This is a genomic window from Planomonospora alba (assembly GCF_039534085.1).
Classification (GTDB): Bacteria; Actinomycetota; Actinomycetes; order Streptosporangiales; family Streptosporangiaceae; genus Planomonospora_B; species Planomonospora_B alba.
This window is the reverse complement of the sequence record NZ_BAAAUT010000041.1, coordinates 33155-58619: the sequence shown is the minus strand read 5'-3', so window position 1 is coordinate 58619 and position 25465 is coordinate 33155. Positions and strand designations below refer to the sequence as shown.

The window sequence follows — 25465 nt, the reverse complement described above, 5'->3', positions numbered from 1 at the left end:
GACGAAACGGGTGATGGCGCTGACGTCCCTCCGGCGGGCCGCGGTGTCCGCCCCGTCCCCGCCCTCCTGCGGCGACGCGGCGCTGATCGAGCGGTCGCTGGCCGATCCCGACGTCTTCGCCGGTCTCTTCGACCGGCACGCCGACGAGATCCACCGGTACGCCGCCCGGCGGCTGGACGACGCCTCCATGGCCGACGACGTGACGGCCGAGACGTTCCTGGTGGCGTTCCGCAAACGCGCCCGCTACGACCTGAGCAGGCCCGACGCCCGCCCCTGGCTGTACGGCATCGCCTCCAACCTGGTCTCCGGCCACCGCAGGGCCGAGACCCGCAGGCTGAAGGCGCTCGCCCGCCAGGCCCCGGAGCGGGCCGCCGGTTTCGAGGAGCGCAGCGCGGAACGGGTGACCGCCGGCCTGCTCCGGCCCGCCCTGGCCGCCGCGCTGGCCGAGCTGGGCTCCGCCGAACGGGAGCTGCTGCTCCTGGTCGCCTGGGCCGAGCTGACCTACGAGGAGGCCGCCGAGGCGCTCGGCATCCCCATCGGGACCGTGCGCTCGCGGCTGTCCCGCACCCGGACCAAGATCCGACGTCTCCTGGAGGCGCACGCATGAACGACGACGAGATCCAGTTGGTGGCCCGCATCCGGCCGGAGGCGGCGCCGTACGACCCCGGGGCGAAGGCCGCTGCCCGGCGGGGGCTGGCCGCGGCCGCCGCCTCGCGTCCGGCCGTGCGCTCCCTGTGGTCCAGGCCTCGGATGATGGTGCTGGCAGGGGCGCTGGCGGTGGCGGCCGGGGCTGCCGGGGCCGTGGTGGTCGCCGCCGGGGAGCCCGGCGGGGAGCCCGGCGGGGGGCTCCGGCGCGGACCGGCCCAGGAGGTCGTGGTGGCGATGCCGGAGACCGCGCCCGTCTCGGCGAGCGAGGTGCTCGGCCGGGCCGCGGAGGCGTCCCGGACGGAGCTGGACCCGCGCGACGAGCAGTTCATCAGGATCGAGTCCGAGACGATGTACCGGTCCTACGGCGATCCCGGGGGGAAGCGCGAGACCCGGCACCTCTACCGGACGAAGCGGGTGATCTGGCTCTCCGCCGACAACAGCAGGGACGGCTCGCTGACCATCGAGCACCTGGAGCCGAAGGCCTACCCCGGCTGGCCGATCCCCGAGGACGCCTACGACGAGGTCGGCAGGACCGACAGGCACCGGCTCCCGGTCTGCGGCGGCGCCGCCGCGGACCGGCCCACCCACTACACGGCGCTGAAGAGGCTGCCCGCCGACGCGGACGGGATGCGCGCCCACCTCTACACGCCGGGCGGCGGAGACGCCTCCGCGGACGAGGCGGCCTGGGACCGGGTGAACGAGCTGGTCACCGAGACGTACATGCCGCCCGCGCAGCGGGCCGCGCTCTTCAGGGCCGCCGCCACGATCCCGGGCGTCGACGTGGTGGAGAACGCCGAGGACGCCGCGGGCCGCACGGGCATCGGGGTGGGCCGGGTCGACCGGGAGGGCATCCGCGGCGACCTCGTCTTCGACCCCGAGACCTACGAGCTGCTGGGCTACCGGGAGATCGTGGTGGACGCCGGGCGGGCCGGGGCCCCCGAGGGGAGCCTGATGGCGTCGACCGCGCAGCTGTCGGTCACCGTGGCCGACGAGGCACCCGAGGTGGACGAGCCCGCCGCCGGGTGCGACGGCGGCGCCTGAGCCCGGCGGGAACGGCGGGGAGCCGTCGGGAGAGAGCACGCCCGGGGCGTACGGGGCCATGACGCCCCGGGCGGCCTGCCCGGCTTTTCCGGCGGCAGTTTTTAACGACGGCTCCGCGCCGCCGCCCCGCCGCGCGGGAAGGCATGATCCATGAGACAGCGCAGCACGATCGTCAGAGCCGCCCTGATCGCGGCCGGAACCGCCCTCCTGCCCCCGGGGGGCGCCGCCCTCGCGGCGGGCCCCGCGGGCGCCCCCGCCGTGTCCGCCGTGTCCGCCGTGTCCGCCGTGCACGCCGCGGCCTCGGTCACCTCGCAGCAGGCCGCCCGCATCGCGAGGCGGAAGGTCCCGGGCTCCCGCGTCGTCGGCGTCCGGAAGGTCTGGGACCAGGGCATCTGGAACTGGAAGGTCACGCTGGAGCGGGGCGCGTGGGAGTACGACCTGTACGTCTCCGTCCGCAGCGGCAGGGTCGTCAGAGTGAAGATCAACTACAACCTCTGACCGGCCGCGCCCCTGCGGGCCGATTCTTGCCCCGGGCTTGGCGGGACCGCGCCACCGGCGCGGGAAGGCCTGGAGCCATGAGACAGAACCGCGTGATCATCGCAATCGCACTCGCCACCGCCGGAACCGCCGCCCTGCCGGCCGTCGGGGGAGGCGCCGCCCTCGCCGCGAGCGGGACCGCCGCCGCCGGGAGCACCGCCGCCGCCTCGGCGCCCGTCACCTGCCGGCAGGCCGTCGGAGTCGCGCGGAACCGCGTCCCGAACGCCCGTGTCGTCGAGGTCGAGCGGGAGCGGGAGGACGGACGGCGCGTCTGCGTGGTGGAGCTGGTGAGGGGGAACCGGGAGTACGAGGTGTACGTGTCCCGCCGGACGGGGGAGGTCGTCAAGTTCGGGTGGGAGCTGCGGGACTGGAGCTGACGGTCCGGCGGTCCGGCGGTCCGGGGGTGCTGAGGTCAGCAGGACTTCAGCACCCGCACCATCGCCTCCTTCTCGGCGGCGGTGACCCAGAGCCCGTACTCGGCCTTCACCCGGATCTGCCGGGCGACGTAGGGGCAGCGGTAGGCGCGGCGCGGCGGGAGCCAGGTCGCCGCGTCGCCGGCGCTCTTCTGGCCGTTGAGCGGACCGTCCACGGCGAGCAGGTTCAGCGGGTCGTTGGCCAGCTGCCTGCGCCGCTCCTCGCTGAGCCGCTGGGCGCCCTTCTGCCAGGCGTCGGCGAGGGCGACCACGTGGTCGATCTGCACCGCCAGGCTGGTCTTCTGCCCGCGCTCGAACTCGATGGTCTTGCCGCTGTAGGGGTCGTGCAGGGTCCCGGTGAGCACGATGCAGCCGTGGGTGCCCTCCTTGAAGGTCTCCCCCTCGAGGTCGCGCTTGAGGATGTCGTTGCGGGTGTCGCACCCGTTGCGGTCGACGTCGGCCCAGGCGGGCCCGAACTCGTCCCGGTCGAACCCGGTCATCGGTGCGCGGCCCTTGACCGGCAGCTTCTCCAGCTCCTCCAGGGCCTCGGCGGCGGACGCGCCCGCCTCCACCGGCCGGTCGCCGGAGACCTCCCCTGCCGGCCCGCAACCGGCCAGCGCCAGCACGACCGACGCCACGGCCGACACCGCGGCCGCGCCCCGGCCCAGCCTCTCCCGCATCCTGCCGCCACCTCTCACGGGATTCCGCTACCCGCAAGCGGCAAATCTACTCAACGACACCGTAAAGCCGTGCCCGCCGTACGGCGGGCACCGCGGGCGCGCCGCGGCGGGGCCCCGCGGGGCGCGGGCGGGGCACGGTCGCCGCCCGCGCGGCCGGCCGGTTCAGGCCCGCCCGTAGGCGTCCTCGAGCCGTTCGATGTCGTCCTCGTCGAAGTGACCGAAGGCGATCTCCAGGATCCGGACGGCCGGGCCGGAGGAGCCGAGGCGGTGGGTCTGGCCGGCCCGGATGAGCACGCGGTCGCCGACCGCGGGGGTGATCCGCTCCCCGTCGATCTCGAAGACCGCCCCCGGGTCCAGGGCGACCCAGAGCTCGTCGCGGTGCTCGTGCCGCTGCAGGCTGAGCCGCTGGCCGGGAGCGACGCTGATGATCTTCACCGTGGTCGGCTCGTTGAGCGTGTAGCGCTCGAACCCGCCCCAGGGCCGCTCGTCGTGCACGACCGCCCCGAGCCTGTCGACTTCCAGCAAGATGTCCTCCATCCCCTCCATCACGTCACAAGAACTCTCGCACGTGTCCGTGACGGATGAGCGGTCTTCACGCAACCGGATGATTAAGAGTGCGGGTGTTCTCTCCCAGCGGATCCCCAGCTCAGACGGCCCGCCGCCCGGGGCGTCCCCGCTCCGGGCGCGCACCCCGGCGTCCCCGCTCCGGGCGGGTCCCGCCCGCGGGGCGCCCGGGCCCGGCGGCCGTCCGGCTCAGGTGGTGAGGATCCCGCCGTCGACGGGGATCACCGCGCCGGTGACGTAGGAGCCGGCGTCGCTCGCCAGGAAGATCGCGGCGGCCACCAGCTCGGCGGGATCTCCGGCGCGCTTCATCAGCACGCGGTGCTCCAGCTGCCACTGCATGTAGCCCTCGGCGTACTGCTCGGTCATCTCCGAGGCGAAGAAGCCCGGCTCCAGGCAGTTGACCCGGATGCCGCGCCGCGAGGTCCACTGCTGGGCCAGGTCGCGGGTGAGCCCGACGACGCCGGCCTTGGAGGCGCTGTAGGCGGCCTGCGGCAGCCCGGCGGTGGTCTCCCCCAGGATGCTGCCGATGTTGACGATCGAGGAGCCGGGCCGCATGACCCGCGCGCAGGCCTGCGCCATCCAGTAGGTGCCGTGCAGGTTGACGTCCACCACCTGGCGGAACTGCTCGGGCGTCTCCTTCAGCGCGGGCACCGCCGTGCCGACTCCGGCGTTGTTGATCAGGACGTCCACCGCGCCCAGCTCCGCGACCGCCGCCTCGACCAGGGCCTGGCAGTCCTCGGGCCTGGACACGTCGGTGGCGACCGCCACGCACCGGCGGCCGGTCTCCTCCACCAGGCGCCGGGTCTCCTCCAGGCGGTCCGCGCGGCGCGCACCGATCGCGATGTCGGCGCCCGCCTCGGCCAGGCCGCGCGCGAAGGCGACGCCCAGCCCGGAGGAGGCCCCGGTGACGATGGCGACCTTGCCGTCCAGCCGGAATCGGTCCAGCATTCAGATCCTCCTGACCCGCGGGGAAGCACAGAACGATGTTCTGGAATTGGAGAAGCATACCGCCCGCGAGGAGCCCCCTCGCGGGCGGTGTGCCTGCTCCGCCGGCCCCCTACAGGCCGTACTCCCGGGTGATGCGCTCGTGCCGCTCCACCTCGACGCCCACGGCCTTGGCCAGGTCGAGCCAGGCCAGCGGGTGCGTCCAGCGCTCGGTGACGTCGTCGAGCACCGCGTCCAGCTCCACCGGGGTGACGTTCGGCGGGATCGCGATCCAGCCGAAGACGCCCGGCAGGGGCTCGCCCGTGCTCGGGTGGGTCACGGTGTAGTCGTCGTCGCTGTAGACCCACATCGGCCAGCCCCGCTCGGCCAGGACCTCGTTGAACTCGGCCCACTCGGCCTCGCCGGGCCGCGCGCCGTCGAAGAACCAGCTGGTGTAGCCGCCGGGGCGGAGCATGCCGACCGCCGCGAACGGCGGGATGAAGCTCTCCTGCTCCTCCGGGCTCTCCGGGAGGGGCTCCAGCAGCGCCGGGTCGAAGACGACCAGGTCACCGGCGTTGAACTCCAGGCCGGGAGGCTGCGGCATCGCCAGGCGGGCCGTGGCCGGCCCGGTGCGCACGCTCACGACCGCGCGCTGGCTGCCGTCGGGGGCGGGCAGGACGATGCGCACCAGGCCCATGTCCTCCTCGATCGGCCCCTCCGTGGACTTCAGCGGCATGCCGATCTTCCTGGCGCCGGCGCGGACGGTCTCCCAGTCCTCGGCGGCGGTCGCCATGGTGATCATGCGCCAGACGTCCTCGGCCTCGATCTCCTCGCTGTCGAGGACCTCGCGCAGGATCAGCGCGCCCTTGGCGTTGTCGTCGAGCTGCTGGACCGCGCCGGCCCAGATGCGGCGCGCCTCGATGCCCGCGCCGGCCGTGACGGCCGCCTCGGCCGCGGCCGCGGCCTGCTCCCAGCGCTCCCGCGCGCGGTGCAGCCGGGCCAGCGCCAGGTGGCGGCCGGCCTCGGGGAGCCGCTCGGCCATCTGCTCCAGGCGCTCGTCCTGGCGGGCCTCGACGAGCAGGCCGGTGAGGAAGGAGACGTCCTGCTCCTCGGCGGTCCCCACCTGTCCCGACTCGACCAGCATGTCCCAGTAGACGTCGGCGCCCCTGGCCGGGTAGCCGAGGAAGCCGAGGGTGGTGGTGTGGCGGCGGGTGGCCTCGAGGTCCCGCCCGGACAGCGGCTCCAGCCAGCCCACCCAGCGCTCGGGGTCGGCGTTGAAGCCGTCGGCGGCGTCGAAGTAGCCGACGAGCTCGTCCTGCGGGCCGGGCGCCGGCAGCGGCGTCACGGCGTCCGCGGCGGCGCGCAGCGCGGCGATCCGGTCGGCGACGGCCGAGGGGTCCTTCAGCTCGGCCGCGGCGGACTCGGCGAGGTCGGCCAGCATGCGGGCCTGCCAGACGCCCTTGCGCTCCACCGCCAGGTCGCCGGCGATCAGGGCCAGCTCGACGCGCGCCCGGTAGGCGCCCATCACGGCGAAGTAGTCGATCCACTGCTTGAGCACCCGGCCGAGCTGCCAGGTGTTGGTGATCTGCGCAGAGCCCGCGAGCGCGCGCACGGCCCGCGCCCACTCGACCCAGACCCGGGGGTGGTTGCCGACCACGTCGAGGTCGGGCAGGGCCTCCACGGCCTCCGCGACCCGGTCAAGGGTGGCGAGCACGAGGGCGCGCAGCACGCCCTCGCGGTGCTCCTTGGCCACCGGGTCGTCGGGCTTGAAGCCGGTCGCGGCGTCCAGGGCGGCGAGCGCGTCCTGCGCGCGGCCGGCGGCGAGCAGGGCGCGGGCGGAGGCCGCCCCCAGCTCCCAGCTCGCCTCGCGGCCGACGCCGCCCAGCCGCTCGACCGCGGACTCGGCGTGGATGACGGCCTCCTCGACGCGCCCGGCGTCCACCAGGGCCGCGACGTACTGCTCGGCGTAGGCGGGGAAGGCGGGCGAATCGGGCTCGATCCCGGCGGCGTCGAGCGCCTGCAGCCGCTCGGCGGCGTGACCGGGGCCGTCGGTGTTGGCCTGGGCGATCACCAGCGCCTCGACCGCGCCGGGGGCCGAGGGGCAGTCGCGGACGTCCTCGCGCCGGGCGAACTCCACCAGCGCCCGCGCGTCGTCGAGCGCGACCACGCCCTGCGCGCGGTCGCCGACGCGGCCGATCAGGTGCCAGTAGCGGGCGTAGAACTCCAGCCAGGGCTGCCCCAGCTTCTCCGCCTCCTGCGCGATGGCCGGCGCCAGCACGTCGAGCTGCCCGTACCGGCCCTCGAGCGCCTGGGCAGGGATGCTGCCGATCGCCATGGCCAGGCCGGTGTTACCGGCTTCGTGCAGTTGCCGCTGGGTGTCGCCCACCCAGGCCCAGATGTCCACGTCCATGGCACGCCAGTCTGCCAGCTCGGCGGGGATGCCCCAAACGACGCGGCCCTCCGCCGGTCACGGCGGAGCGGTCAGGCGAGGGCGCCGAGCAGGGCGACCAGCTCCGCCGACTCCGCCTCGTCCAGCACGGCGAACGCGGGGGCCATCAGCCGGTCGGTGAGCTCCTCGGCCCGCGCCCGGCGCGCGGCGATCTCGGGGCCGGGCTCGGGGTACGGCTCGGGCCACTCGTGGAAGAGCGCCATGTCGCGGCCGGAGACCCGGCCCCTGGGGGTCTCGTGCGAGTCGCACAGGACGGCCTGGAGCGGGGTCAGCCCCTCGGCCAGCACCGCCACCGCGTGCAGGCCGCCGCGCAGCTCGCGGAGCACGTGCATGAGCTGGGTCGCCCGGGCCGGGGCGTCCTCGGGCAGCGGCACGGCCCGCCATCCGGCGAAGAGCGGGGCGCCCAGGACGTCCGCGCCGGCCGCCACCCGCTCCAGCAGCCCGGCCAGGCGGGCGGCCCCGGCGAAGGAGCCGAGCCGGCGGCGGCCCCACTCCCGGCAGGCCCCGGCGTAGAGCTGCACCGCCTCGCCCACCGGGAGCGCCCGGCCGGCCTCCCAGTTCTTGCGCACGCGCTCGGCGGGGAAGAAGGCCGCCGCCGAGCAGACCACGTCGGCGTCCACCTCGCCGAGCACCCCGCACCGGCCGCGGAAGTACAGCGGCCACAGATCGAGCCCGGTCCGCTCGCCCAGCGCCTTGACTTCGCGCGAGATCATGAACCCGCCGCCGTACCTGCCGATCGCGTCCTTGACCGCCGCCGCCGTCGCCTGCGGATCCGCCATGCCACCCTCCTCGGTCTACTGAATGGACTCAGCATGGCCCACCAGAAGAAGGTTCGGCAAGTACCGGCGCCCTCCCCTTACAGATCCAGCTCCCCGGAGGCCACCAGGACGGCGGGACCCGACAGGTAGCTGGTCCGCCCGTCGAGGGTGACGGTGACGGTGCCGCCGGGCACCTCGACCGTCCAGCTCCCCTCCGTCTCCCCCGCCAGGTGCGCCGCCGCCACGGCCGAGGCGACCGTGCCCGTCCCGCAGGACCGCGTCTCCCCCACCCCCCGCTCGAAGACCCGCATCACGACCCGGCGCGGGCCCACCGCGTTGAGCAGCTCGATGTTCACCCCCTGCGGGAACACCAGCGGGTCGAAGGCCGGCTGGCGGGTCAGGTCGAGCCCGGCCACCGGGTCACCGATGACGCAGGCCAGGTGGGGGTTGCCCATGTCGACGCGGAGCCCGCCGTACTCCCGGCCGGCCACGGTCGTGCGGCTCTCGCCCAGCACCCGGGGCGCGCCCATGTCCACCGTCACGTCGCCGCCCGGCTCCAGCCGCACCCGCCGGATCCCGGCCCGGGTGGCCACCGCGAACCCGTCGGCGTCCACCAGCCCCGCCTCGACCAGGTAGCGGGCGAAGACCCGCACCCCGTTGCCGCACATCTCGGCCACGCTGCCGTCGGCGTTGCGGTAGTCCATGAACCACTCGGCCTCGTCGGCCTGCCCGGCCGCCTCCGGGCTGAGCTTGGCGGGCACCACCCGAAGCACGCCGTCGGCGCCGATCCCGGCCCTGCGGTCGCAGATCGCCGCCACGAGCGTCCCGGACAGCTCCAGCTCGCCGTCCGGATCGGGGAGGATGACGAAGTCGTTCTCGGTGCCGTGACCCTTTACGAAGCGCATGCTCCCACCCTATTGACGGCGGTGAGCGCGCACCGCGGCGAGGGCCCGTCCGAGCAGGCCGGGCTCCTGCTGGGGGAGCCAGAGCACCCGGGGGTCGCGGCGGAACCACGACTCCTGGCGCCGGACGAACCTGCGCGTCGCCCGGATGGTCTCCTCCTTGGCCTGCTCCTCGGTCCACTCCCCCGCCAGGAAGCGCAGCACCTGGGCGTAGCCGAGCGCACGGGAGGCCGTACGCCCCTCCGCCAGGCCCTGCTCCGCCAGGGAGCGCACCTCGTCCACCAGGCCGGCCTCCCACATGCGCTCCACCCGGCGCGCGACCCGCTCGTCCAGCACCGCCCGGGGCACCTCGACGCCGAGCTGCACGCTGTCGTAGACCGCCTCGTAGGACGGCATCGAGGCCGAGAACGGCCTGCCGGACAGCTCGATCACCTCCAGCGCCCGGACGATCCGGCGGCCGTTGCCCGGCAGGATCGCCGCGGCCGCCTCCGGGTCCACCTCCCGGAGCCGCGCGTGCAGCGGGGCCGGGCCGCCCGCCTCCAGCTCGGCCTCCAGCCGGGCGCGGATCCCCGGATCGGTCCCGGGGAACTCCAGCTCGTCGAGGGCGGCCCGCACGTACAGGCCGGACCCGCCCACCAGGATCGGCACGGCGCCCCCGGACCGCAGGGCGTCCATCAGCGGCCGCGCCATGGCCTGGTACTCCGCCACGCTCGCGGTCCTGCGCACGTCCCACACGTCCAGCAGGTGGTGCGGGACCCCGCGCCGCTCCTCGACGGTCAGCTTCGCCGTGCCGATGTCCATGCCGCGGTAGAGCTGCATGGAGTCGGCGTTGATCACCTCGCCCCCGAGCTCCAGGGCGAGCTCGACGGCGAGATCGGACTTCCCGGCCGCGGTGGGGCCGACGACGGCGATGACAGGTGGCTGAGACACGGGACAAGTGTCCCAACACCGGGAAGGCGCGCGGATCGCGGCGCGCCTCCCCGGCGGTCCGGGCGCGTCGCGGTCGCGGGGCGGGGATCCGGCCGGCCGCCCGTCCTGACGGGGGCGGGGCCGGGCCGGTCCCGGCGGGGCGGAGCCGGGTCAGTCCCAGTCGAGGGTCGGCTGCAGGTAGCCCTCCAGGGTCAGCAGCCACCGCTTGGACTCCACGCCCTCGCCACCGCTGAACCCGCCCAGGCCGTTCCCGGCGACCACCCGGTGGCAGGGCACGATGACCGGGATCGGGTTGGCTCCCATGATCGAGCCGATCGCCCGGGCGGGCACGCCCGTCCCGCTGCGCGCGGCCAGCTCGCCGTAGGTCACGGCACGGCCGTACGGCACGGTCGCGTGCAGCGTGCCGAGGACCGCGCGCTGCACGGGCGTGGTCAGCCGCCAGTCGACGGGCACGGTGAAGGCCCGCAGCCGACCGGCGTAGTAGGCGGCCAGCTCGGTCAGCGCCGGGGCCGCGCGCCCGGCGTCACCGGCCTCGGGCAGGCCGAGCCGGCCGGCCAGGCGGGCCCTGAGCGCCCCGGCGTCGCCCCAGCAGGTGGCCGCCACGCCGTCCTCGGTGACGGCGACGGCCATCTCGCCCAGCGGAGTCGGCACGCTCGCGAAGACCACCGTTCCTACCATTGGCATCATGTCCCTTCGCGAGCTCGTCGTCCTCGGCACCTCCAGCGCGGTCCCCACCCGCCACCGTAACCACAACGGCTACCTGCTGCGCTGGGACGGCCAGGGCTTCCTGTTCGACCCCGGGGAGGGCACCCAGCGCCAGATGCTCCACGCGGGCGTCAGCGCCCACGACGTCACCTGGATCTGCGTCACCCACTTCCACGGCGACCACTGCCTGGGCGTGCCCGGCGTCGTCCAGCGCATCGCCAGGGACGGCGTCGCCCACCCCGTGCAGGCGGCCTACCCGGCGAGCGGGGAGACCTACTGGCGCCGCCTGCGCCACGCGGCGGTCTTCGCCGACACCTCGGTGATCGCCGAGCGGCCCGTCTCCGGACCGGCCGCCTCCTTCGACGCGGGCCCCGTGACGCTCACCGCGCGCCCGCTGTCCCACCCCGTCGAGTCGTACGGCTACCGCCTCGACGAGCCGGACGGCCGCCGCATGCTCCCCGAGCGGCTGCGCGAGCGCGGCGTCCAGGGGCCGCTGGTGAGCGAGCTCCAGCGGGCCGGGACGGTGACCGCGCCGGACGGCTCCACCGTGCGGCTGGAGGACTGCAGCGAGCCCCGCCGCGGCCAGCGCGCCGCCTTCGTCATGGACACCCGGCTCTGCGACGGGGTGTTCGAGCTCGCCGACGGGGCGGACCTGCTGGTGATCGAGTCGACGTTCCTGTCGCCGGAGGCGGAGCTGGCCGCGCAGTACGGCCACCTCACCGCGGCCCAGGCCGGCCGGGTGGCGGCCGAGTGCGGGGTCCGGCGCCTGGTGCTGACCCACGTCTCCGAGCGCTACGGGACCGACGACGAGGCCCGCTTCCTGGCCGAGGCCCGCGCCGCCTTCGACGGGGACGTCGTCCTGGCCCACGACCTGCTGCGCGTGCCCGTGCCCAGGCGCCTCTGACCGGGGCACGGGGCACCCGGGGGCACCCGGGGGCACCGTACGGCGGGCGTCCGGCCGGTGCGCGCCGGGCGCAGGCAAGCCGCGCCGGGCGGCCCCGGCCCGCGTATCCCCGGCGGCCCTCAGACGGCGCGCAGCAGGGCCACGAGGTAGCCGACGCCGTAGGGGGCGTCGTGGTAGAGGAGCTCGCCGCCGAGGGGGCCCGCGGCTCCGGCCAGGACCTGCAGCGCGGCCCGGCCGGCGGCCCACAGCTCGGCCGCCTCCGCGGGGTCGAGGTCCGGGATCTCGCCGCGGGCGAGCGCGGCGGCCAGCGCGGCGTCGTACGGCAGGGCCCGGGGATGGAGGTAACCCGGCGACTTCTCGGTCAGCCGGGCGGAGCCGTCGGCCATGACCAGCATGGCCACCCGCCCGGCCTGCTCCGCCAGGCGCGCGCCCAGGGCCGCGCACTCCTGCGGGGAGGCGTCGAAGGGCACCGCGTGGAAGGCGGAGGCGGCCAGGCCGGCCTCGTCGAGCAGGCGGCGGCCGAGCGTGAGGGAGAGCGGCAGCACGGGCTCACCCGCGCCGACCCGGACGTCCACCCCCCAGGGGGCGAGGCTCCCGGCGGCGTCCGGCCCGTAGCTCCCCGCCTCCGCGGCCCCGCCCACCACCACGACGGCGTCGGGCCGCACGGACCGCAGACCGGCCGTCGCGGCCGCGCAGGCGGCGCGGAGCCCGTCGAGCTCGCCCGCGGCGGCCCCGGCCAGCTCGGGGGCGAGCAGCGGAGGATGCGGGCAGACGGCTGCGGCGACAAGCACGCCGCCAGACTAGCCCAGGGCGGCCCGGAACCCCGGTGCGGGCCCCGACGCCGGTGTAGGCCCCGGGCGGGGGCACGGCCCCGTGACACCCCGGGCGGCGTCAGCCTCCCGTGGGGCCCTGCGGGGCGACGAAGCCGGGGGCGCCGTCCGAGCGCGGGTCGGTGTAGCCCTCCTCGCCGTCCTGCTGCGGCCGCGTGCCGCTCTGCTTCTGCTTCGCCGGGGTCGGGGCGGAGGTCGAGGGCGTGGCGCCCGAGCTCCCGGAACCGCCGCCGGAGGCGTCACCGGCCGAGCCCGCGGACCCGGTGGAGGAGCCGCCGGATCCGCCGGACCCGCCGGAGGCCTCCCCGCCGGACCCCGCGGAGGCGTCCTCCTCGCCGGAGCGGGCGGCGTCCTCGCCGCTCTCACCGCCCTCGCCGGCGGAGTCCTCCTGGCCCCCCTGGCCGGGCCGGTCCGCCTCGGTCCGCTGCGAGGTCGGGGCGGAGCCCTCCTCGTCGCCGGAGGAGACGACCGAGTAGGCGATGCCTCCGCCCACCAGCAGCACGGCGACGACGGACGCCGCGGCCACGGCCAGGCCGCGCCTGCCGTTGCGGTCGTTCCGGTCGTTCCGGCGGGCGGCGCGCCCGCCTGCGGGCCCGTCGAGGATCTCCGCCTCTTCGGGCTGCGCGGGGCGGTCAGGGGTGGAGGGGACGTGCATTCGACAACAACTCCCTGCGGTTATCGGGGAAACCTCCACGGCTTCCGAGGGTGCCGAATCACACTAACCACCGAAAAGAAATGCTCGCGCCGCAATCACGGGATGATCACGGATTTTCAGCTTTCTCACAGGTGGCCGCGGCGCGGTGATCATACGCCCTGGTAGGAGCCGCGGCCGCGCTCCGGGCCGCTCCCGGCGAGCGCGTGGAAAAGGCGCCGCGCATCGTGCGGCGCCCTGCCTCCCGTCGTTTCCCGCCCCTGCCGGGACGCCTCCCCCTCCGCGCGGCGCCCCGCTCCCCGCCCCGCACGGCCGCCCTCCGGAGGCCGCTCGGCGCCGGCGGCGACGCCCCGGCCTGAGCCGCGCACCGCCGGCGGACCCGGTGCCGGGGCGCGGGCCGCACCGCCGGGGGCCGCGGCCCGGTGCCCGCCGAAGCGGCGCCGGCCCCGGGCGGCGGTGCGGTCAGAGCCCGGTCAGAGCCGGTTCCACGCCTCGGTCAGCACGGAGCGCAGGATCGACTCGATCTCGTCGAACTCCTTCGGGCCGCAGATGAGCGGCGGGGCGAGCTGGATCACGGGGTCGCCGCGGTCGTCGGCGCGGCAGTACAGGCCCGCGTCGAACAGGGCCTGCGAGAGGAACCCGCGGAGCATCCGCTCGGACTCGTCCGGGCTGAACGTCTCCTTGGTCGCCTTGTCCTTGACGAGCTCGATGCCCCAGAAGAACCCGGAGCCGCGCACGTCGCCGACGATCGGCAGGTCGAGCAGGCGCTCCAGGGTCGCGCGGAAGACCGGCTCGTTGCGGGTGACGTGGCCGAGCAGGTCCTCGCGCTCGAACAGGTCGAGGTTGGCCAGGGCCACGGCCGCGGAGACGGGGTGGCCGCCGAAGGTGTAGCCGTGGGCGAACATCTCGGTGGGGTTCTTGAACGGCTCGAAGAGGCGCTCGGAGGCGATCATGGCGCCGATCGGCGAGTAGCCGCTCGTCATGCCCTTGGCGCAGGTGATGATGTCGGGCACGTAGTCGAACTTCTGCCCGCCGAACATGGTGCCCAGCCGGCCGAAGGCGCAGATGACCTCGTCGGAGACGAGCAGCACGTCGTAGGCGTCGCAGATCTCGCGCAGCCGCCGGAAGTAGCCGGGCGGCGGCGGGAAGCAGCCGCCGGCGTTCTGCACCGGCTCGACGAAGACGGCGGCCACGGTCTCCGGGCCCTCCATCTCGATGGCGCGGGCGACCCGGTCGGCGGCCCACCGGCCGTACTCCTCCGGGGTCATGCCGGGCACGCCGGTGATCTCGTCGGCGCGGTAGTGGTTGGTGTTCGGCACCCGGACCGAGCCCGGCACCAGCGGCTCGAACATCTGCTTGAAGGCCGGGACGCCGGTGATCGACAGGGCGCCCTGGGTGGTGCCGTGGTAGGCGATCTGGCGGCTGATGACCTTGTGCTTGAGCGGCCTGCCGGTGATCTTGAAGTACTGCTTGGCGAGCTTCCAGGCGGTCTCCACGGCCTCGCCGCCGCCGGTGGTGAAGAAGACCCGGTCGAGGTCGCCGGGGGTCTCCGCCGCCAGGCGCTGGGCGAGCTCGGCGGCCTTGGGGTGGGCGTACGACCACAGGGGGAAGAAGGCCAGCTCCTGGGCCTGCTTGGCGGCGGCCTCGGCGAGCTCGCTGCGGCCGTGTCCGGCCTGCACCACGAACAGGCCGGCCAGGCCGTCGAGGTAGCGCTTGCCGTTGACGTCGTAGACGTAGGCGCCCTCACCCCGCGTGATCATCGGGACGTCGCCGTCGACGTAGGGGCCGTGCCGGGTGAAGTGCAGCCACAGATTCTCCTGCGCGGCCTTCATGACCGACGCCACGTCGGTGTTCTCGGGGTGCGTCATCGCCATCTTCCCTCGGTGAGCTGGGCTGCCCACAGTGTGCACACCCGGAGAAGGTCTTGACAAGTGAAAGCGTTGACTCTCAGCGAAACAACACTTGAATCCGCATCTCATAAGTCTCATGACGACGAAATCAGCGATGCGGTTCCGCCGGTCAACGCTCCCCCGGCGCCCCCGGCGCCCTCCGTCACCGCCCTCGCCCGCACGCCGCGGCGCCGGGCGCGGCCACGGCGGGGACCACGCCGGGCGCGGCCACGGCGGGAGGGACACGGCGGGCAGGGACCGGTACCGCGCCGGAGCGGTCCGCGGAGGGCGGCGGGAGAACACGACCGCCCGGCCGCTGTGCTCCAATAGGGGGAGACCAGATGTCGAGATGCGAGGGAAAACGTTGACTCCTGACGAGATCGAGGGCGCCGTCGCCGCGGAACTGCCCCGGGCGATCGAAGAGCTCAAGCGGCTCGTCTCCATTCCCTCGGTGGCCTTCCCCGGCCACCCGGAGGAGCCGGTGCGCGCCGCCGCCGCGGTGACGGAGGAGCTGCTGCGCGGCGCCGGACTGCCGCACGTCCAGCAGATCCCGGTGGAGGGGAGCTTCCCCGCCGTCTACGCCGAGGCCCCCGCTCCGCCCGGCGCGCCGACCGTGCTGCTCTACGCCCACTACGACGTCCAGCCCGCGGGCGATCCGGCGCTCTGGCGCACCCCGGCCTTCGAGCCGACCGAGATCGACGGGGCCGTCTACGGCCGGGGCGCCGCCGACGACAAGTCCGGCATCATCTCCCACGTCGCCGCGCTCCGCGTCTTCCAGGGCCGGTTCCCGGTGGGCGTCAAGGTCATCATCGAGGGCCAGGAGGAGTACGCCGGGGAGCGCCTGGAGGCCTTCGTCGAGCGCAACCCCGAGCTGGTCCGGGCCGACGCGATGGTCATCGCCGACACCGGCAACCCGCGCGTGGGCGACCCGTCGGTGACCACCTCGCTGCGCGGCATGGGCGCCTTCACCGTCGAGGTGCGCACGCTCGCCGAGCCGCTGCACAGCGGTTCCTTCGGCGGCGCCGCCCCGGACGCCCTGGCGGCGCTCATCCGGATGCTGGCCGCCCTGCACGACGACCACGGCGACATCCGCGTCCCCGGCCTGCCGCGCGGCACCTTCCTGGGAGTCGGGCCGACGGAGGAGGAGTTCCGCGAGACGGCCGGGGTGCTCGACGGGGTCTCCCTGGTCGGCTCCGGCTCGCTGGCCGACCGCCTGTGGGCGTCCTACGCCATCACCGTCACCGGCCTCGACGTGCCGACGGTCTCCGGGGCGATCAACGCGGTCCAGCCCATGGCCCGGGCCCGCGTCACCGTGCGCGTGCCTCCGGCGGGCGACCCCAAGACGACCATCGAGGCCGTGGTGGGCTTCCTGCAGCAGGTCGCCCCCTGGGGCGTGCGGGTGGACTTCACCGACTACACGATGGGCTCCGGCTTCCTCGCCGACACGGCGGGCTCGGCCCGCTCCGCGCTCAACCGGGCCATGGAGCGCGCCTACGGCCGCCCGCCGCGCGACGTCGGCGCCGGCGGCTCGATCCCGCTCGTGTCCACGCTGGTCCGGCAGTTCCCCGCGGCCGAGGTCCTGCTCTTCGGCGCGGAGGACGACGGCGCCTCGATCCACGCGCCCAACGAGCGGCTGGTCATCGAGGAGCTCCGCCGCACGATCCTGTCGGAGGCCCTCTTCCTCCAGGAGTACGGCTCCGCGGCCACGGGCTGACCCGGCCCCGGCGACCGGTCCGGTCCCCGCCGGGTCCGCGCGCGGGCAGGTGCGGGACAGGTGCGGCACAAGCCCCGCCTCGGCGGGGCTTCTTCTCTGTGGTAATTTTTGTACTGACCAGTCAGTTATAAAAATGGGGGAAGGGGTCCCGATGGCGGGGGGAGCGGCGGTGCGCGCGGCCGGATTGTCCCTGAAGGGCGGGCACGGGTGGGTCTACCGCGACGTCGACCTGGACGCCGGGCCGGGAAGCCTCACCGCCCTCGCCGGGCAGGCGGGCAGCGGGCGGACCGGCCTGCTCCTCACCCTGTCCGGCCGGATGCGGCCCACCGCGGGCACGCTCGCCGTCGCGGGGCAGACCAAGCCGCGGGCGATCCGGCGGATCGCCGCGCTCGGCCTGGTCGACGGCGTCAACGACCTGGACGGGGCGCTGACGGTCCGCGAGCACGTGCACGAGCGGGTGCGGGGGCCGTTCTGGAGCGCCAGGAGCGCCGGGCGCGCCGCGGCGGCGCTGGAACGGGCGGGGCTGGGCCTCTCCCCCGACGACCGGACGCTGGTCCGCGGGCTCGGCCGCGAGGAGCGGGTCCGGCTCGGGATCGCGCTCGCCCTGCTCGACGAACCCGGGCTGCTGGTGCTCGACAACGTCGGCACCGGGCTCACCCGCGCCCGCCGCGAGGCCCTCTGGGCGACCCTGGAGGACCTGGCTTCCCAGGGCACCACGGTCGTCGCCGCCTGCACCGAGAGCCCGCCGGGCCCGCCGGCCCGCACGCTCCGCCTCGGCGCCGCGGCGCACGCCGGGCGGACCGGTGAGGGGGACGGGCGATGAGACCGGTCCGGCTGGGACGACTGGAGCTGCGGCGCTTCACCCGCTCGCGGCTCACCCGGGCCGCGCTGGCGGGCGTGGTGATGCTGCCGCTGCTCTACGCCGGGCTGTACCTGTGGTCGTTCTGGGACCCGCAGGGAAACCTGGGGAACGTCCCGGTGGCGCTCGTCGTGGAGGACCGCCCGGCCGAGACCGGGGACCGAACGGTCGACGCGGGCCGGGAGCTGGCCGACGAGCTGGTCGAGCGCGGGGTCTTCGCCTGGCGCCGGGTCGGCGCCCGCGAGGCCGCGGACGGCGTCGCCGACGGCTCCTTCTACCTGTCCCTGACCATCCCGGCCGACTTCAGCGCCCGCCTGGCCTCGCCCTCCGGCGGCGACACGCCGGTCCCCGCCGAGCTGGACGTCACGGTGGACACCGGCCGCAGCTACATCATGGGCTCCATCTCCGACATGGTCTTCACCGAGGTCAAGGAGGCCGCCGGCCGTACCGCGCTCAAGGACTACTGGGACGACGTCTTCGTCTCCTTCGGCGAGCTGCACGACGCGACCGCCGAGGCCGCCGACGGCGCGGGGCGGCTCCACGACGGCAGCCGCAAGGCCCTGGACGGCAGCGGCGAGCTGCGCAAGGGCGCGGTCTCCCTGCGGGACGGGCTCGGCCGGCTCTCCACCGGCACCCGGCGGCTCGCCGAGGGGCTGGACGACGCCGCCGGCGCCACCGGTGAGCTCACCGCCGGGGCCGGGAAGCTGAGCGGTGGCCTGGCCGACGCCGAGAAGGCCCTCACCGAGCTCGGCGCGGGGCTCGACGAGCTCACCGCGGGCGCCGCGGAGGTCGCCGACGGCAACGCCGAGGCCTACCGGCAGGTCCACGCCCAGGTGGCGACCGTCAACCAGGCGGCCGACACGCTCGTCCCCGCGCTGGAGCAGGGCGGCGCCCGGCTCCGCGCCCTGGCCCGCGCCCTCCGCGAGGACGCCGGTACGGCCGGCGCCGCGCCCGCGGTGCCCGCGGGGGTGGACCGGGAGGCCGAGCAGGCCCGGCAGCAGGCCGACCGGCTGCTGGCCCTGCTGGAGGGCGACGCCGGCACCGACCCGGAACTGCGGGCCGCCGCGCAGCGGCTCGCCCGGTCCACCGGCGAGGTCGCCGACGGCCTGGCGGACGCCTCAGCGGACGGCACCGGCATGCCCGCCCCGCCGGGGCGGAGCGGTTCCCGCGCGGCCGAGGCCGCCGAGCAGGCCGACCGCCTGGCCGGCCTCGCCACCGACCACGCCCGCCGGCTCGACCAGGCCAGGGACGGCGTCAACCGGCTCGACGAAGGGCTCGCCAGGCTGGCCGACGGCTCGGCACAGGTCGGCACGGGACTCTCCGAGGCCGCGGCCGCGAACAAGAAGATCGCCTCCGGCGTCACCGGGCTCGGCGCCGGCTCGGACCGGATCGCCGGCGGGCTCACCGAGCTCGGCGCCGGCATCGGGAAGCTCCGGACCGGCGCCGCCCAGGTGGACGAGGGCACCGGCACGCTGCACGCCGGTGCCGGACGGCTCGCGACCGGTCTCGGCGAGCTCTCCGGCGGGCTCGGCGAGCTGGCGGACGGCTCCCGCGAGCTGAGCCGGAAGCTCGGCGACGGGGCCGGGGCGATCCCCGCCTACGGGGCGGACGAGCGGTCGGAGCGCACCGAGATGATGAGCGAGCCCGTCACCCTGGCCGGCCGCACCGTCAACGAGGTGCCCAACTACGGCACCGGGTTCGCGCCGTTCTTCGTCCCGCTGGCGCTCTGGGTCGGCGCGATGGTGACCTACATGGTGCTCCGCCCGCTCAACCCCCGGCTCCTGGCCGGCACGGCGCCCGCCTGGCGGATCGCCGCGGGCGGCTGGCTGCCCGGCCTGGCCCTGGGCGCGGCGCAGGTCGGCGTGCTGCTGGCCGTGCTCCGGTTCGCCCTGGGCCTCGAGGCCGCGCACTGGGCCGGGGTGGCCGGGATCCTGCTGCTCACCGCGGCCGCGTTCCTCGCGGTCGTGCAGGCGGTCAACGCCCTGCTCGGCGCACCCGGCCGGGTCGCGGTGCTGGCGCTGCTCATGCTCCAGCTGACCTCCGCGGCCGGGACCTACCCGATCGAGACCTCACCGGGCTTCTTCCAGACGATCTCGCCGTGGCTCCCGATGAGCTGGGTGGTCAGCGCGCTCCGCCGGCTGATCAGCGGCGGCGACCTGACCGTGGCCTGGCAGGCCTGCGGCGTGCTGGGCCTGTGGACCGCGCTGGGGCTGGCGCTGAGCGTCCGCGCCGTGCACCGGGGGCGGACCTGGTCGATGCGCCGTCTCCACCCCGAGCTCGCGCTGTGATCTAACGTGGAGCCCATGAAGGCGAGCGGCCGCCGGGCCGAGACGAGACTGCGGTTGTTCAGCGCGGCGGTGGAGCTGATCGCGGAGCAGGGCTACACCGCGACCACGGTGGACGCGATCGCCGAGCGCGCCGGGGTGGCCAAGGGCACCGTGTTCTACAACTTCGGCAGCAAGGAGGCCCTCTTCACCGGCCTGCTCGACCACGGGATCGGCCTGCTGTCCGGCGCCCTGTCCGGGGCGGCCGCCGGCAGGACCGCGCTGGACGCGCTGGACTCCGTGGTCATGGCGCAGCTGCGCTTCTTCGAGGAGTACGGCGCCTTCGCCCGGGTGCTGCTCGCCGAGATGTGGCGCACCGCCTGGCAGGACGCGGTGGCCGGGCTCCGCCGGGACGCGCTCGGGGTCTACGCCGGCGTGCTGCGCCGGGCCGTGGCCGAGGGCGTGGTCCGCGACGACCTGGACGTGGAGACCGCGGCGGCCGCCGTGTTCGGGATGGTGCTGACCGTGGCCATCGAGCGCAAGGTGCTCCACCCGGACCGCCCGATCGAGCGGGTCCACGCCACCCTGGTCGAGCTGCTCCACGGCCGGGTGGCGGCCGGATAGCCGCCGCGCTCCCCCGGCCGTGCGCCCGTCCCCGGCCCGCGCCGCACCCGCCGCGCCCCGCCGAGGCCGCCGCACCCGCCGGGGCCGCGCCGTACGGCGGGCTCAGCGCACCGGCAGGTCGTAGTCGCGGCGGACGCTGCTCGGGCAGGCGCTGAGGTCGGCCCCGTAGACGTGCAGCGAGACGGCGGTGGTCGCCCCGGTGTTGCGGACCCGGTGGATGTCGCCGGGCGGGGCGAAACCGCTCACGTCGCCCGCGCGGTTGAGCACCCGGCCGATCTCGGTGAGGTGGTCGCCGTGGTCGCGGTAGAGCGTCTCGTCCTCGACGCCCTGCAGGACGCCGAACGCGCACCAGGCGATGTGGTCGTGGACGCCGGTGCCCTGGCCGGGCCGCCAGACGATGGCGACGACCGAGAAGGCGGACTCGGTGTGCAGGATGTGCCGGGTGTAGGCGGCGGGCGATCCGGCCCGCTCCTCCTCGGTGAGGATCCCGGGGGAGGGCAGCCGCTCGCGCAGCGCGTCGGCGACGGCGAGCGCGGTCCGGCGCGGCGCGGCCGGGCGGGCGGTGACCTCCCGGATGTCCGCGACCAGCTCCGCCAGACCGGGGCGGATGAGTGTCGTGGTTCCCATGCCTCCAGCGTGCGCCCGGCGACTCATCGGGTCCAATGCCTATCTTCCGGTCCACCCATAGATAACGTTGATGAATGCTCGACCTGGTACGGCTCCGCGTGCTCGCCGCCGTGGCCCGGCACGGCTCGGTGACCGCGGCGGCCCGGGAGCTGCACTACTCCCAGCCCTCGGTCAGCCACCACCTCGCCCGGCTGGAGGCCGAGACCGGGACGAAGCTCGTCCAGCGGGCGGGCCGCGGCATCCGGCTGACCGAGGCGGGGAGGCTGCTGGCCGAGCGGGCCGTCGAGATCGTCGGGCGGGTGGACTCGGCCGCCGCGGAGCTCGCCGCGCACGTCGGCCTGCGGGCCGGCCGGGTCAGGCTGGCCGCCTTCCCCTCCGCGCTGGGCACGTTCGTGCCCGAGGCCGCCGCCCTGCTCGCCCGGGAGCATCCCGGCCTGGAGCTCCGGCTGGCCGAGACCGAGCCGCCCGAGGCCCTGCGCATGCTCCGGGCGGGCTACGTCGACGCGGCGGTCGTCTTCCGCTACGACGACACCGCCCCGGAGGACGGCGGCATCCGCCTGCTGCACCTGCTGGACGACCCGAGCCACCTGATCGTCCCCGGAGGCGCCGGCGTCCCGGCCGGTCCGGACGGCGCCCTGTCCGCCCACCGCGGCGCCCGGTGGATCGCGGGCTGCGAGCGGTGCCGGAGCCACCTGCTCGACCTGTGCGCGCAGGAGGGCTTCGAACCCGCGGTCGCCTTCACCACCGACGACATCGTGGCCGTCCAGGCGCTGGTCGCCGCGGGCATGGGCGTCACCGTCCTGCCCGGCCTGGCGCTGCGGGCCCACCGGCATCCGGGGGTCGGCACGACCGAGCTCCCCGGCTCGGTCCGCCACGTCTACGCCGCCACGTACGGCGAGCCGCCCGACCCGCCCGCCGCCGCGGCCCTGCTGGCGGCCCTGGCCTCGGTGGTCCCGCGGCCACCGCGCGACCACCGGTGACGAACACCATTTCATCCATGTTCTAGCCATACTCCCGCCATATGTACTGTTTGCCGGTAATGTCCACATAAGAGATCGGCAAGGACAACATGAAGCGGATCATCGCCACCGCCGTCATGGCGGCGGGCGTCCTCGCGGGGACCACCCTGGCCGCCACGCCCGCCCAGGCGGGCACCGAGAGCACGACCTCCTACAGCGTCAAGACGGCGGTCGTCAAGAAGAAGGGCAAGTCCTACCTCACGGCCACCGTCAGGAACAAGACGCGGTACAAGACCGTGATCACCTTCAGTCAGAAGGTCTGCAAGAAGAGCTGCAAGACGGTCAAGAAGACCGTCACGCTCTCCGCGACGCGCTCCACCACCTGGACGAAGAAGCTCGGCAAGAAGGGCTGGAGGACCAAGGGCAGGCCCGGCGTCTCCATCAAGGTCATCAAGCCCGCCTACACGATCAGCGTGAAACCGGTGTTCGCCCTGGACAGCTCGGACGGGGCGGGCTGGTGCTCCAGCACCGTCGTGGCCAAGGGCACGATCCGCAACAACACCACCGCCACGAGGTCCTACTGGATCGAGGGCCAGGTGGGCGTCGGCAAGGCCTTCGACAGCGGCGTCGAATACCTGACGGACGTGAAGCCGGGACGGACCGCGGCCTTCGAGCTCACGGCGTCCGTCTGGGGCTCCTGGTGCTCGGCCCCGGCCGGCAGATGGGCGAAGATCACAGAAGTCGAGGTCAGCTGATCCTCCCCCGAGCCCTCCGGATGGACCTGCGGCCGGGAGACGGGCCGGCGGGACGTCCTCCCGCGGAAAACCAGAGGCGATCAGCGCCGGGGCGGGCCTAGGCTCCGCGGTATGCCGGACCTCGCGACGCTCGCCCTGTTCGCCGCCGCCACGCTCGCCCTGCTGGTCGTGCCGGGCCCCGCGGTCGTCTACATCGTCACCCGGAGCGTCGCGCAGGGCCGCGGCGCCGGACTGGTCTCCGTCCTGGGCATCCACGCCGGGTCCGTCGTCCACGTGGCCGCCGCCGCGCTCGGCATCAGCGCCCTGCTCGCCGCCTCGGCCACCGCGTTCACGGTCGTGAAGTACCTCGGCGCGGCCTACCTCGTCTGGCTCGGCCTGCGCAAGCTCATGAGCGCGAGGGACGGCGGCGAGGCCGCCGAGCCCCCGGCGGCCAGCAGGCGCCGGATGTTCTGGGAGGGCTTCGTGGTCAACGTGCTCAACCCGAAGACCGCGATCTTCTTCCTCGCGTTCCTCCCCCAGTTCGCGGACCCGGCCGCCGGCCCGATCGCCCCGCAGATCGTGCTCCTCGGCGTGATCTGGATCGTCCTGGGCATCGCCAGCGACGGCGCGTTCGCCCTGCTGGCCTCCGCGCTGGCCGGACGGCTGCGCGGCTCCGCCCGCGCCCGCCGCCGCCTGGACGTCACCAGCGGCGCCGTCTACCTCGGCCTGGGCGCCGTCACCGCGCTCACCGGAGAGAGCGCGGCCGCCAGGGCCTGAGCCGCCTCCGCCGGAGCGCGGCGCGGGGACGGCGGGGACTCACGGCCGGGGCGAGGTACGGGTCCAGCCCTTGCTCCAGCCCCGGCTGGAGCGGCCGGTCGCGCCCTGGCACCGGCGGCACACCTGGCGCACCTCCGCAGCCGCCCCGCCCGACTCCGGGAAGGTGTCCGGCCACCGGACGTGGTGGAACCGGTGCAGCCGCGACCTGCTCAGCGCCAGGCCGCACAGGGTCTGGTTCGTCCCCGGCCACCAGGCGTGCACCTCGCCCGCGGGCATGCGCACACCGTCGTCGTCCACCCACTCGCCCGAGGCCGCGACCGAGGGCTCACCGCGTGCGGGCATGGCGCACCTCCTTCTCCGGCCCGTCCCGGCGCCGCGGGCGCCGAGTCATCCGTCCCCCGCTCCCTGCCCGGGTCCGGCCGCCCCATTCGCCCGTCCCGCGACCGGCGCACCCGGAGGGGTGATCGCGGCGGCGGCCCTCTCCCCCGCGGCGGCCGCGCCCATAATGGGTGATCTACGGCGCCTCCTCCCCGAGCACGGGACATCCCCATGTCACGTGCCGCACCGCTGACCCCGTCCGACCCGCGCGAACTGGCGGGACACCGGATCACCGGCAGGCTCGGCGACGCGCGCCCGCACGCCTACCCCGCCGAGGACCCCTCCGGCGCCCGGGTGGTGATCAGGCTGCTGCCCCCGGGCGCCGATCCCGGGCGGTTCCTGGACGCCGTGGAGCCGCTGCGCGGCGTGCCGGCGTCCGGCGTGGCACAGGTGCTCGGCGGAGGGCTCCACCAGGACCGGCCGTACATCCCCACCGCGGAGACCGACGGGATCGCCCTGTGGTACACGCGCAGGTAGCGGGCCGCGGGCGCCCCGTTCACGGGCGGGCCTCCCCCGCCGGGCGCGGCGGCGGGGCCGGACCGGTGGACTCGCGGACGACCAGGCTCGTCGCCAGGGTGGCCAGGGTCGCGGCGCCGTCGTCGTCGACGGACTGGAGCAGCAGGTCCACGGCCATGCGCCCGGCGGCGGCGGTGGGCATGGCGACGGTCGTGAGCTTGGGCCGGTTGAGCCGGCCGGGGACGGTGTCGTCGACGCCGACCACGCTGACGTCGCCGGGCACCCGGACGCCGCGCTCCTGGAGCCCTTCGATCAGGCCCATGGCGACCAGGTCGTTGTAGGCGAGCACCCCGGTCGCGCCGGAGGCGGTCACCTCGGCGGCGGCGGCGAGGCCCCCCTGCTCGGTGGGGGCGTTGGGGCCGAGGAAGACCAGGTCGACCCCGTCCGTCGCGGCGGCGGCCGACTGCATCTGCTTGCTCGTCCACGACCCGCTCGGGCCGCAGACGAGCGCGATCCGGCGGTGGCCGAGCCCCGCCAGGTGCTCGATCGCCAGCCGGGCGCCCTGGCCGACGTCCATCAGCACGGTCGGCATGCCCTTCATCTCGCGGTTGACCACGACGAACGGCACGTCGGCGCGGAGCCGTTCGATGGCCCGGTTCGACAGCCGCGGGCTGCAGAGCAGCAGTCCGTCGACCTGCTTGGTGAGGGCCTTGATCAGCTCCTCCTCCACCAGCGGGTCCTCGTCGGTGTCGGCCACGAAGACGTGGTAGTCGCGGGTCCTGGCGTGCGCCTGGGCCGCCTTGATCAGCGGGGGGAAGAACGGGTTGGAGATGTCGGCCACGATCAGGCCGATGTTGTGGGTCCGGCCGGTGGTCAGCGCCCGGGCCGCCCGGTTGGGCCGGTAGCCGAGGTCCTCGGCGGCCGCGAGCACGCGGTTGCGCGTCTCGGGGTTGACGAGGTGAGGCGCGGAGAAGGTCCGGGAGACCGTGGAGACGTGCACTCCCGACGCCTGCGCCACATCCCTGATCGTCGCTGCCACTGCGCTCCTTCGTCCGGGTGCTCCTCGCGTCCGGGGCCTTCACCGGGCCTTCACCGGGCCTCAGAGCACATTAGTGCAAGCGGTTGCACCTCCGTCAACGCCCCCGTGACCGCCCTTCCGGCGAGCGGTGGGACCGGTTGCAGAGGGGAGATCCCGTCGGCCGCCGACAGCCCCCAGGTGAATGCGCCTTTACCAAATTGGGCCCTTG

27 protein-coding genes are annotated in these 25465 nt (G+C 75.2%); 13 read left to right on the top strand and 14 right to left on the bottom strand.

From position 1 onward, the window contains the following. The first annotated feature begins 13 nt into the window (after positions 1-13). The 4 genes from ABD823_RS23650 (at position 14) to ABD823_RS23635 (ending at position 2603) form a co-directional block, all read left to right on the top strand. Positions 14-607 (top strand): RNA polymerase sigma factor, encoded by a 594-nt coding sequence (locus ABD823_RS23650; protein ID WP_344863115.1) that lies wholly within the window; start codon positions 14-16, stop codon positions 605-607. Beyond that, entirely contained in the window at positions 604-1689 is a 1086-nt protein-coding gene (locus ABD823_RS23645) for a CU044_5270 family protein (protein ID WP_344863113.1), read from the top strand. The genes ABD823_RS23650 and ABD823_RS23645 overlap by 4 nt, the downstream gene beginning before the upstream one ends. Before the next feature lie 150 nt (positions 1690-1839). After that, a complete protein-coding gene (locus tag ABD823_RS23640) occupies positions 1840-2187 on the top strand; it encodes a PepSY domain-containing protein (protein WP_344863111.1) in 348 nt (115 codons plus the stop codon). 92 nt (positions 2188-2279) lie between these two features. Beyond that, the gene (locus ABD823_RS23635; RefSeq protein WP_344863109.1) at positions 2280-2603 is read left to right on the top strand and encodes a PepSY domain-containing protein; all 324 of its coding nucleotides are present in this window, start codon (positions 2280-2282) and stop codon (positions 2601-2603) included. 35 nt (positions 2604-2638) lie between these two features. Here the strand turns inward: ABD823_RS23635 and ABD823_RS23630 are convergent, their stop codons facing one another. The 8 genes from ABD823_RS23630 to ABD823_RS23595 form a co-directional block, all read right to left on the bottom strand. After that, complete coding sequence (locus ABD823_RS23630) at positions 2639-3319, bottom strand: HNH endonuclease family protein (protein ID WP_344863107.1); 681 nt, start codon at positions 3317-3319, stop codon at positions 2639-2641. Positions 3320-3481: 162 nt separating this feature from the next. Further along, positions 3482-3844 carry a phosphomannose isomerase type II C-terminal cupin domain gene (locus tag ABD823_RS23625; RefSeq protein ID WP_344863105.1) on the bottom strand — a complete coding sequence of 121 codons (363 nt, stop codon included), beginning with the start codon at positions 3842-3844 and terminating at the stop codon, positions 3482-3484. Between the two features lie 228 nt (positions 3845-4072). Continuing rightward, positions 4073-4831, bottom strand: a complete 759-nt coding sequence (locus tag ABD823_RS23620) for an SDR family NAD(P)-dependent oxidoreductase (RefSeq protein WP_344863103.1) — start codon at positions 4829-4831, stop codon at positions 4073-4075. 109 nt (positions 4832-4940) lie between these two features. Further along, the gene (locus tag ABD823_RS23615) at positions 4941-7217 is read right to left on the bottom strand and encodes a tetratricopeptide repeat protein (protein ID WP_344863101.1); all 2277 of its coding nucleotides are present in this window, start codon (positions 7215-7217) and stop codon (positions 4941-4943) included. Between the two features lie 71 nt (positions 7218-7288). Next, complete coding sequence (locus ABD823_RS23610; protein WP_344863099.1) at positions 7289-8035, bottom strand: SCO6745 family protein; 747 nt, start codon at positions 8033-8035, stop codon at positions 7289-7291. Positions 8036-8112: 77 nt separating this feature from the next. Further along, positions 8113-8919, bottom strand: a complete 807-nt coding sequence (gene dapF / locus ABD823_RS23605) for a diaminopimelate epimerase (RefSeq protein WP_344863097.1) — start codon at positions 8917-8919, stop codon at positions 8113-8115. Between the two features lie 9 nt (positions 8920-8928). Further along, positions 8929-9846 (bottom strand): tRNA (adenosine(37)-N6)-dimethylallyltransferase MiaA, encoded by a 918-nt coding sequence (gene miaA, locus ABD823_RS23600; RefSeq protein WP_344863095.1) that lies wholly within the window; start codon positions 9844-9846, stop codon positions 8929-8931. A gap of 150 nt (positions 9847-9996) precedes the next feature. Beyond that, positions 9997-10524, bottom strand: a complete 528-nt coding sequence (locus tag ABD823_RS23595; RefSeq protein WP_344863093.1) for a methylated-DNA--[protein]-cysteine S-methyltransferase — start codon at positions 10522-10524, stop codon at positions 9997-9999. 7 nt (positions 10525-10531) lie between these two features. Here ABD823_RS23595 and ABD823_RS23590 point away from each other — a divergent pair, with 7 nt between their 5' ends. Continuing rightward, complete coding sequence (locus tag ABD823_RS23590) at positions 10532-11455, top strand: ribonuclease Z (protein WP_344863091.1); 924 nt, start codon at positions 10532-10534, stop codon at positions 11453-11455. A gap of 119 nt (positions 11456-11574) precedes the next feature. Here the strand turns inward: ABD823_RS23590 and ABD823_RS23585 are convergent, their stop codons facing one another. The 3 genes from ABD823_RS23585 to ABD823_RS23575 all read right to left on the bottom strand — a co-directional run bounded on the left by ABD823_RS23585 (position 11575) and on the right by ABD823_RS23575 (position 14805). Continuing rightward, positions 11575-12246, bottom strand: a complete 672-nt coding sequence (locus ABD823_RS23585) for a class III extradiol ring-cleavage dioxygenase family protein (protein WP_344863090.1) — start codon at positions 12244-12246, stop codon at positions 11575-11577. Between the two features lie 100 nt (positions 12247-12346). Further along, positions 12347-12940, bottom strand: a complete 594-nt coding sequence (locus tag ABD823_RS23580) for a hypothetical protein (RefSeq protein WP_344863089.1) — start codon at positions 12938-12940, stop codon at positions 12347-12349. Between the two features lie 470 nt (positions 12941-13410). Further along, on the bottom strand, positions 13411-14805 hold the full coding sequence (locus ABD823_RS23575; protein WP_344863088.1) for an aspartate aminotransferase family protein: 1395 nt from the start codon (positions 14803-14805) through the stop codon (positions 13411-13413). Positions 14806-15190: 385 nt separating this feature from the next. On the opposite strand from ABD823_RS23575, the gene ABD823_RS23570 reads away from it, so the two are divergent. From ABD823_RS23570 to ABD823_RS23555, 4 genes are all read left to right on the top strand, one after another. Further along, a complete protein-coding gene (locus ABD823_RS23570) occupies positions 15191-16540 on the top strand; it encodes a M20/M25/M40 family metallo-hydrolase (protein WP_344863087.1) in 1350 nt (449 codons plus the stop codon). Positions 16541-16691: 151 nt separating this feature from the next. Continuing rightward, positions 16692-17363, top strand: coding sequence for an ATP-binding cassette domain-containing protein (locus ABD823_RS23565; RefSeq protein WP_344863086.1), 672 nt, complete (start codon positions 16692-16694; stop codon positions 17361-17363). Then, positions 17360-19687, top strand: a complete 2328-nt coding sequence (locus ABD823_RS23560; protein ID WP_344863084.1) for a YhgE/Pip family protein — start codon at positions 17360-17362, stop codon at positions 19685-19687. Before ABD823_RS23565 ends, ABD823_RS23560 begins: the two co-directional genes overlap by 4 nt. A gap of 15 nt (positions 19688-19702) precedes the next feature. After that, positions 19703-20287, top strand: a complete 585-nt coding sequence (locus tag ABD823_RS23555; RefSeq protein WP_344863082.1) for a TetR/AcrR family transcriptional regulator — start codon at positions 19703-19705, stop codon at positions 20285-20287. A gap of 102 nt (positions 20288-20389) precedes the next feature. Here the strand turns inward: ABD823_RS23555 and ABD823_RS23550 are convergent, their stop codons facing one another. Next, on the bottom strand, positions 20390-20914 hold the full coding sequence (locus ABD823_RS23550; RefSeq protein ID WP_344863080.1) for a cysteine dioxygenase family protein: 525 nt from the start codon (positions 20912-20914) through the stop codon (positions 20390-20392). 74 nt (positions 20915-20988) lie between these two features. Between ABD823_RS23550 and ABD823_RS23545 the strand changes: the two genes are divergently transcribed. From ABD823_RS23545 to ABD823_RS23535, 3 genes are all read left to right on the top strand, one after another. Further along, complete coding sequence (locus ABD823_RS23545; protein ID WP_344863078.1) at positions 20989-21894, top strand: LysR family transcriptional regulator; 906 nt, start codon at positions 20989-20991, stop codon at positions 21892-21894. A gap of 89 nt (positions 21895-21983) precedes the next feature. Next, positions 21984-22628: a hypothetical protein gene (locus ABD823_RS23540; RefSeq protein WP_344863076.1), complete on the top strand. Its 645-nt coding sequence runs from the start codon at positions 21984-21986 to the stop codon at positions 22626-22628. A gap of 111 nt (positions 22629-22739) precedes the next feature. Beyond that, positions 22740-23384 (top strand): LysE family translocator, encoded by a 645-nt coding sequence (locus tag ABD823_RS23535; protein WP_344863074.1) that lies wholly within the window; start codon positions 22740-22742, stop codon positions 23382-23384. A 39-nt stretch (positions 23385-23423) separates the two neighbouring features. Here the strand turns inward: ABD823_RS23535 and ABD823_RS23530 are convergent, their stop codons facing one another. Then, on the bottom strand, positions 23424-23726 hold the full coding sequence (locus ABD823_RS23530) for a hypothetical protein (protein WP_344863072.1): 303 nt from the start codon (positions 23724-23726) through the stop codon (positions 23424-23426). A 207-nt stretch (positions 23727-23933) separates the two neighbouring features. Between ABD823_RS23530 and ABD823_RS23525 the strand changes: the two genes are divergently transcribed. After that, the gene (locus tag ABD823_RS23525; protein WP_344863070.1) at positions 23934-24239 is read left to right on the top strand and encodes a hypothetical protein; all 306 of its coding nucleotides are present in this window, start codon (positions 23934-23936) and stop codon (positions 24237-24239) included. A gap of 19 nt (positions 24240-24258) precedes the next feature. Here ABD823_RS23525 and ABD823_RS23520 read toward each other — a convergent pair whose 3' ends face one another. Continuing rightward, positions 24259-25257 carry a LacI family DNA-binding transcriptional regulator gene (locus ABD823_RS23520; protein WP_344863068.1) on the bottom strand — a complete coding sequence of 333 codons (999 nt, stop codon included), beginning with the start codon at positions 25255-25257 and terminating at the stop codon, positions 24259-24261. Positions 25258-25465: the final 208 nt, after the last annotated feature.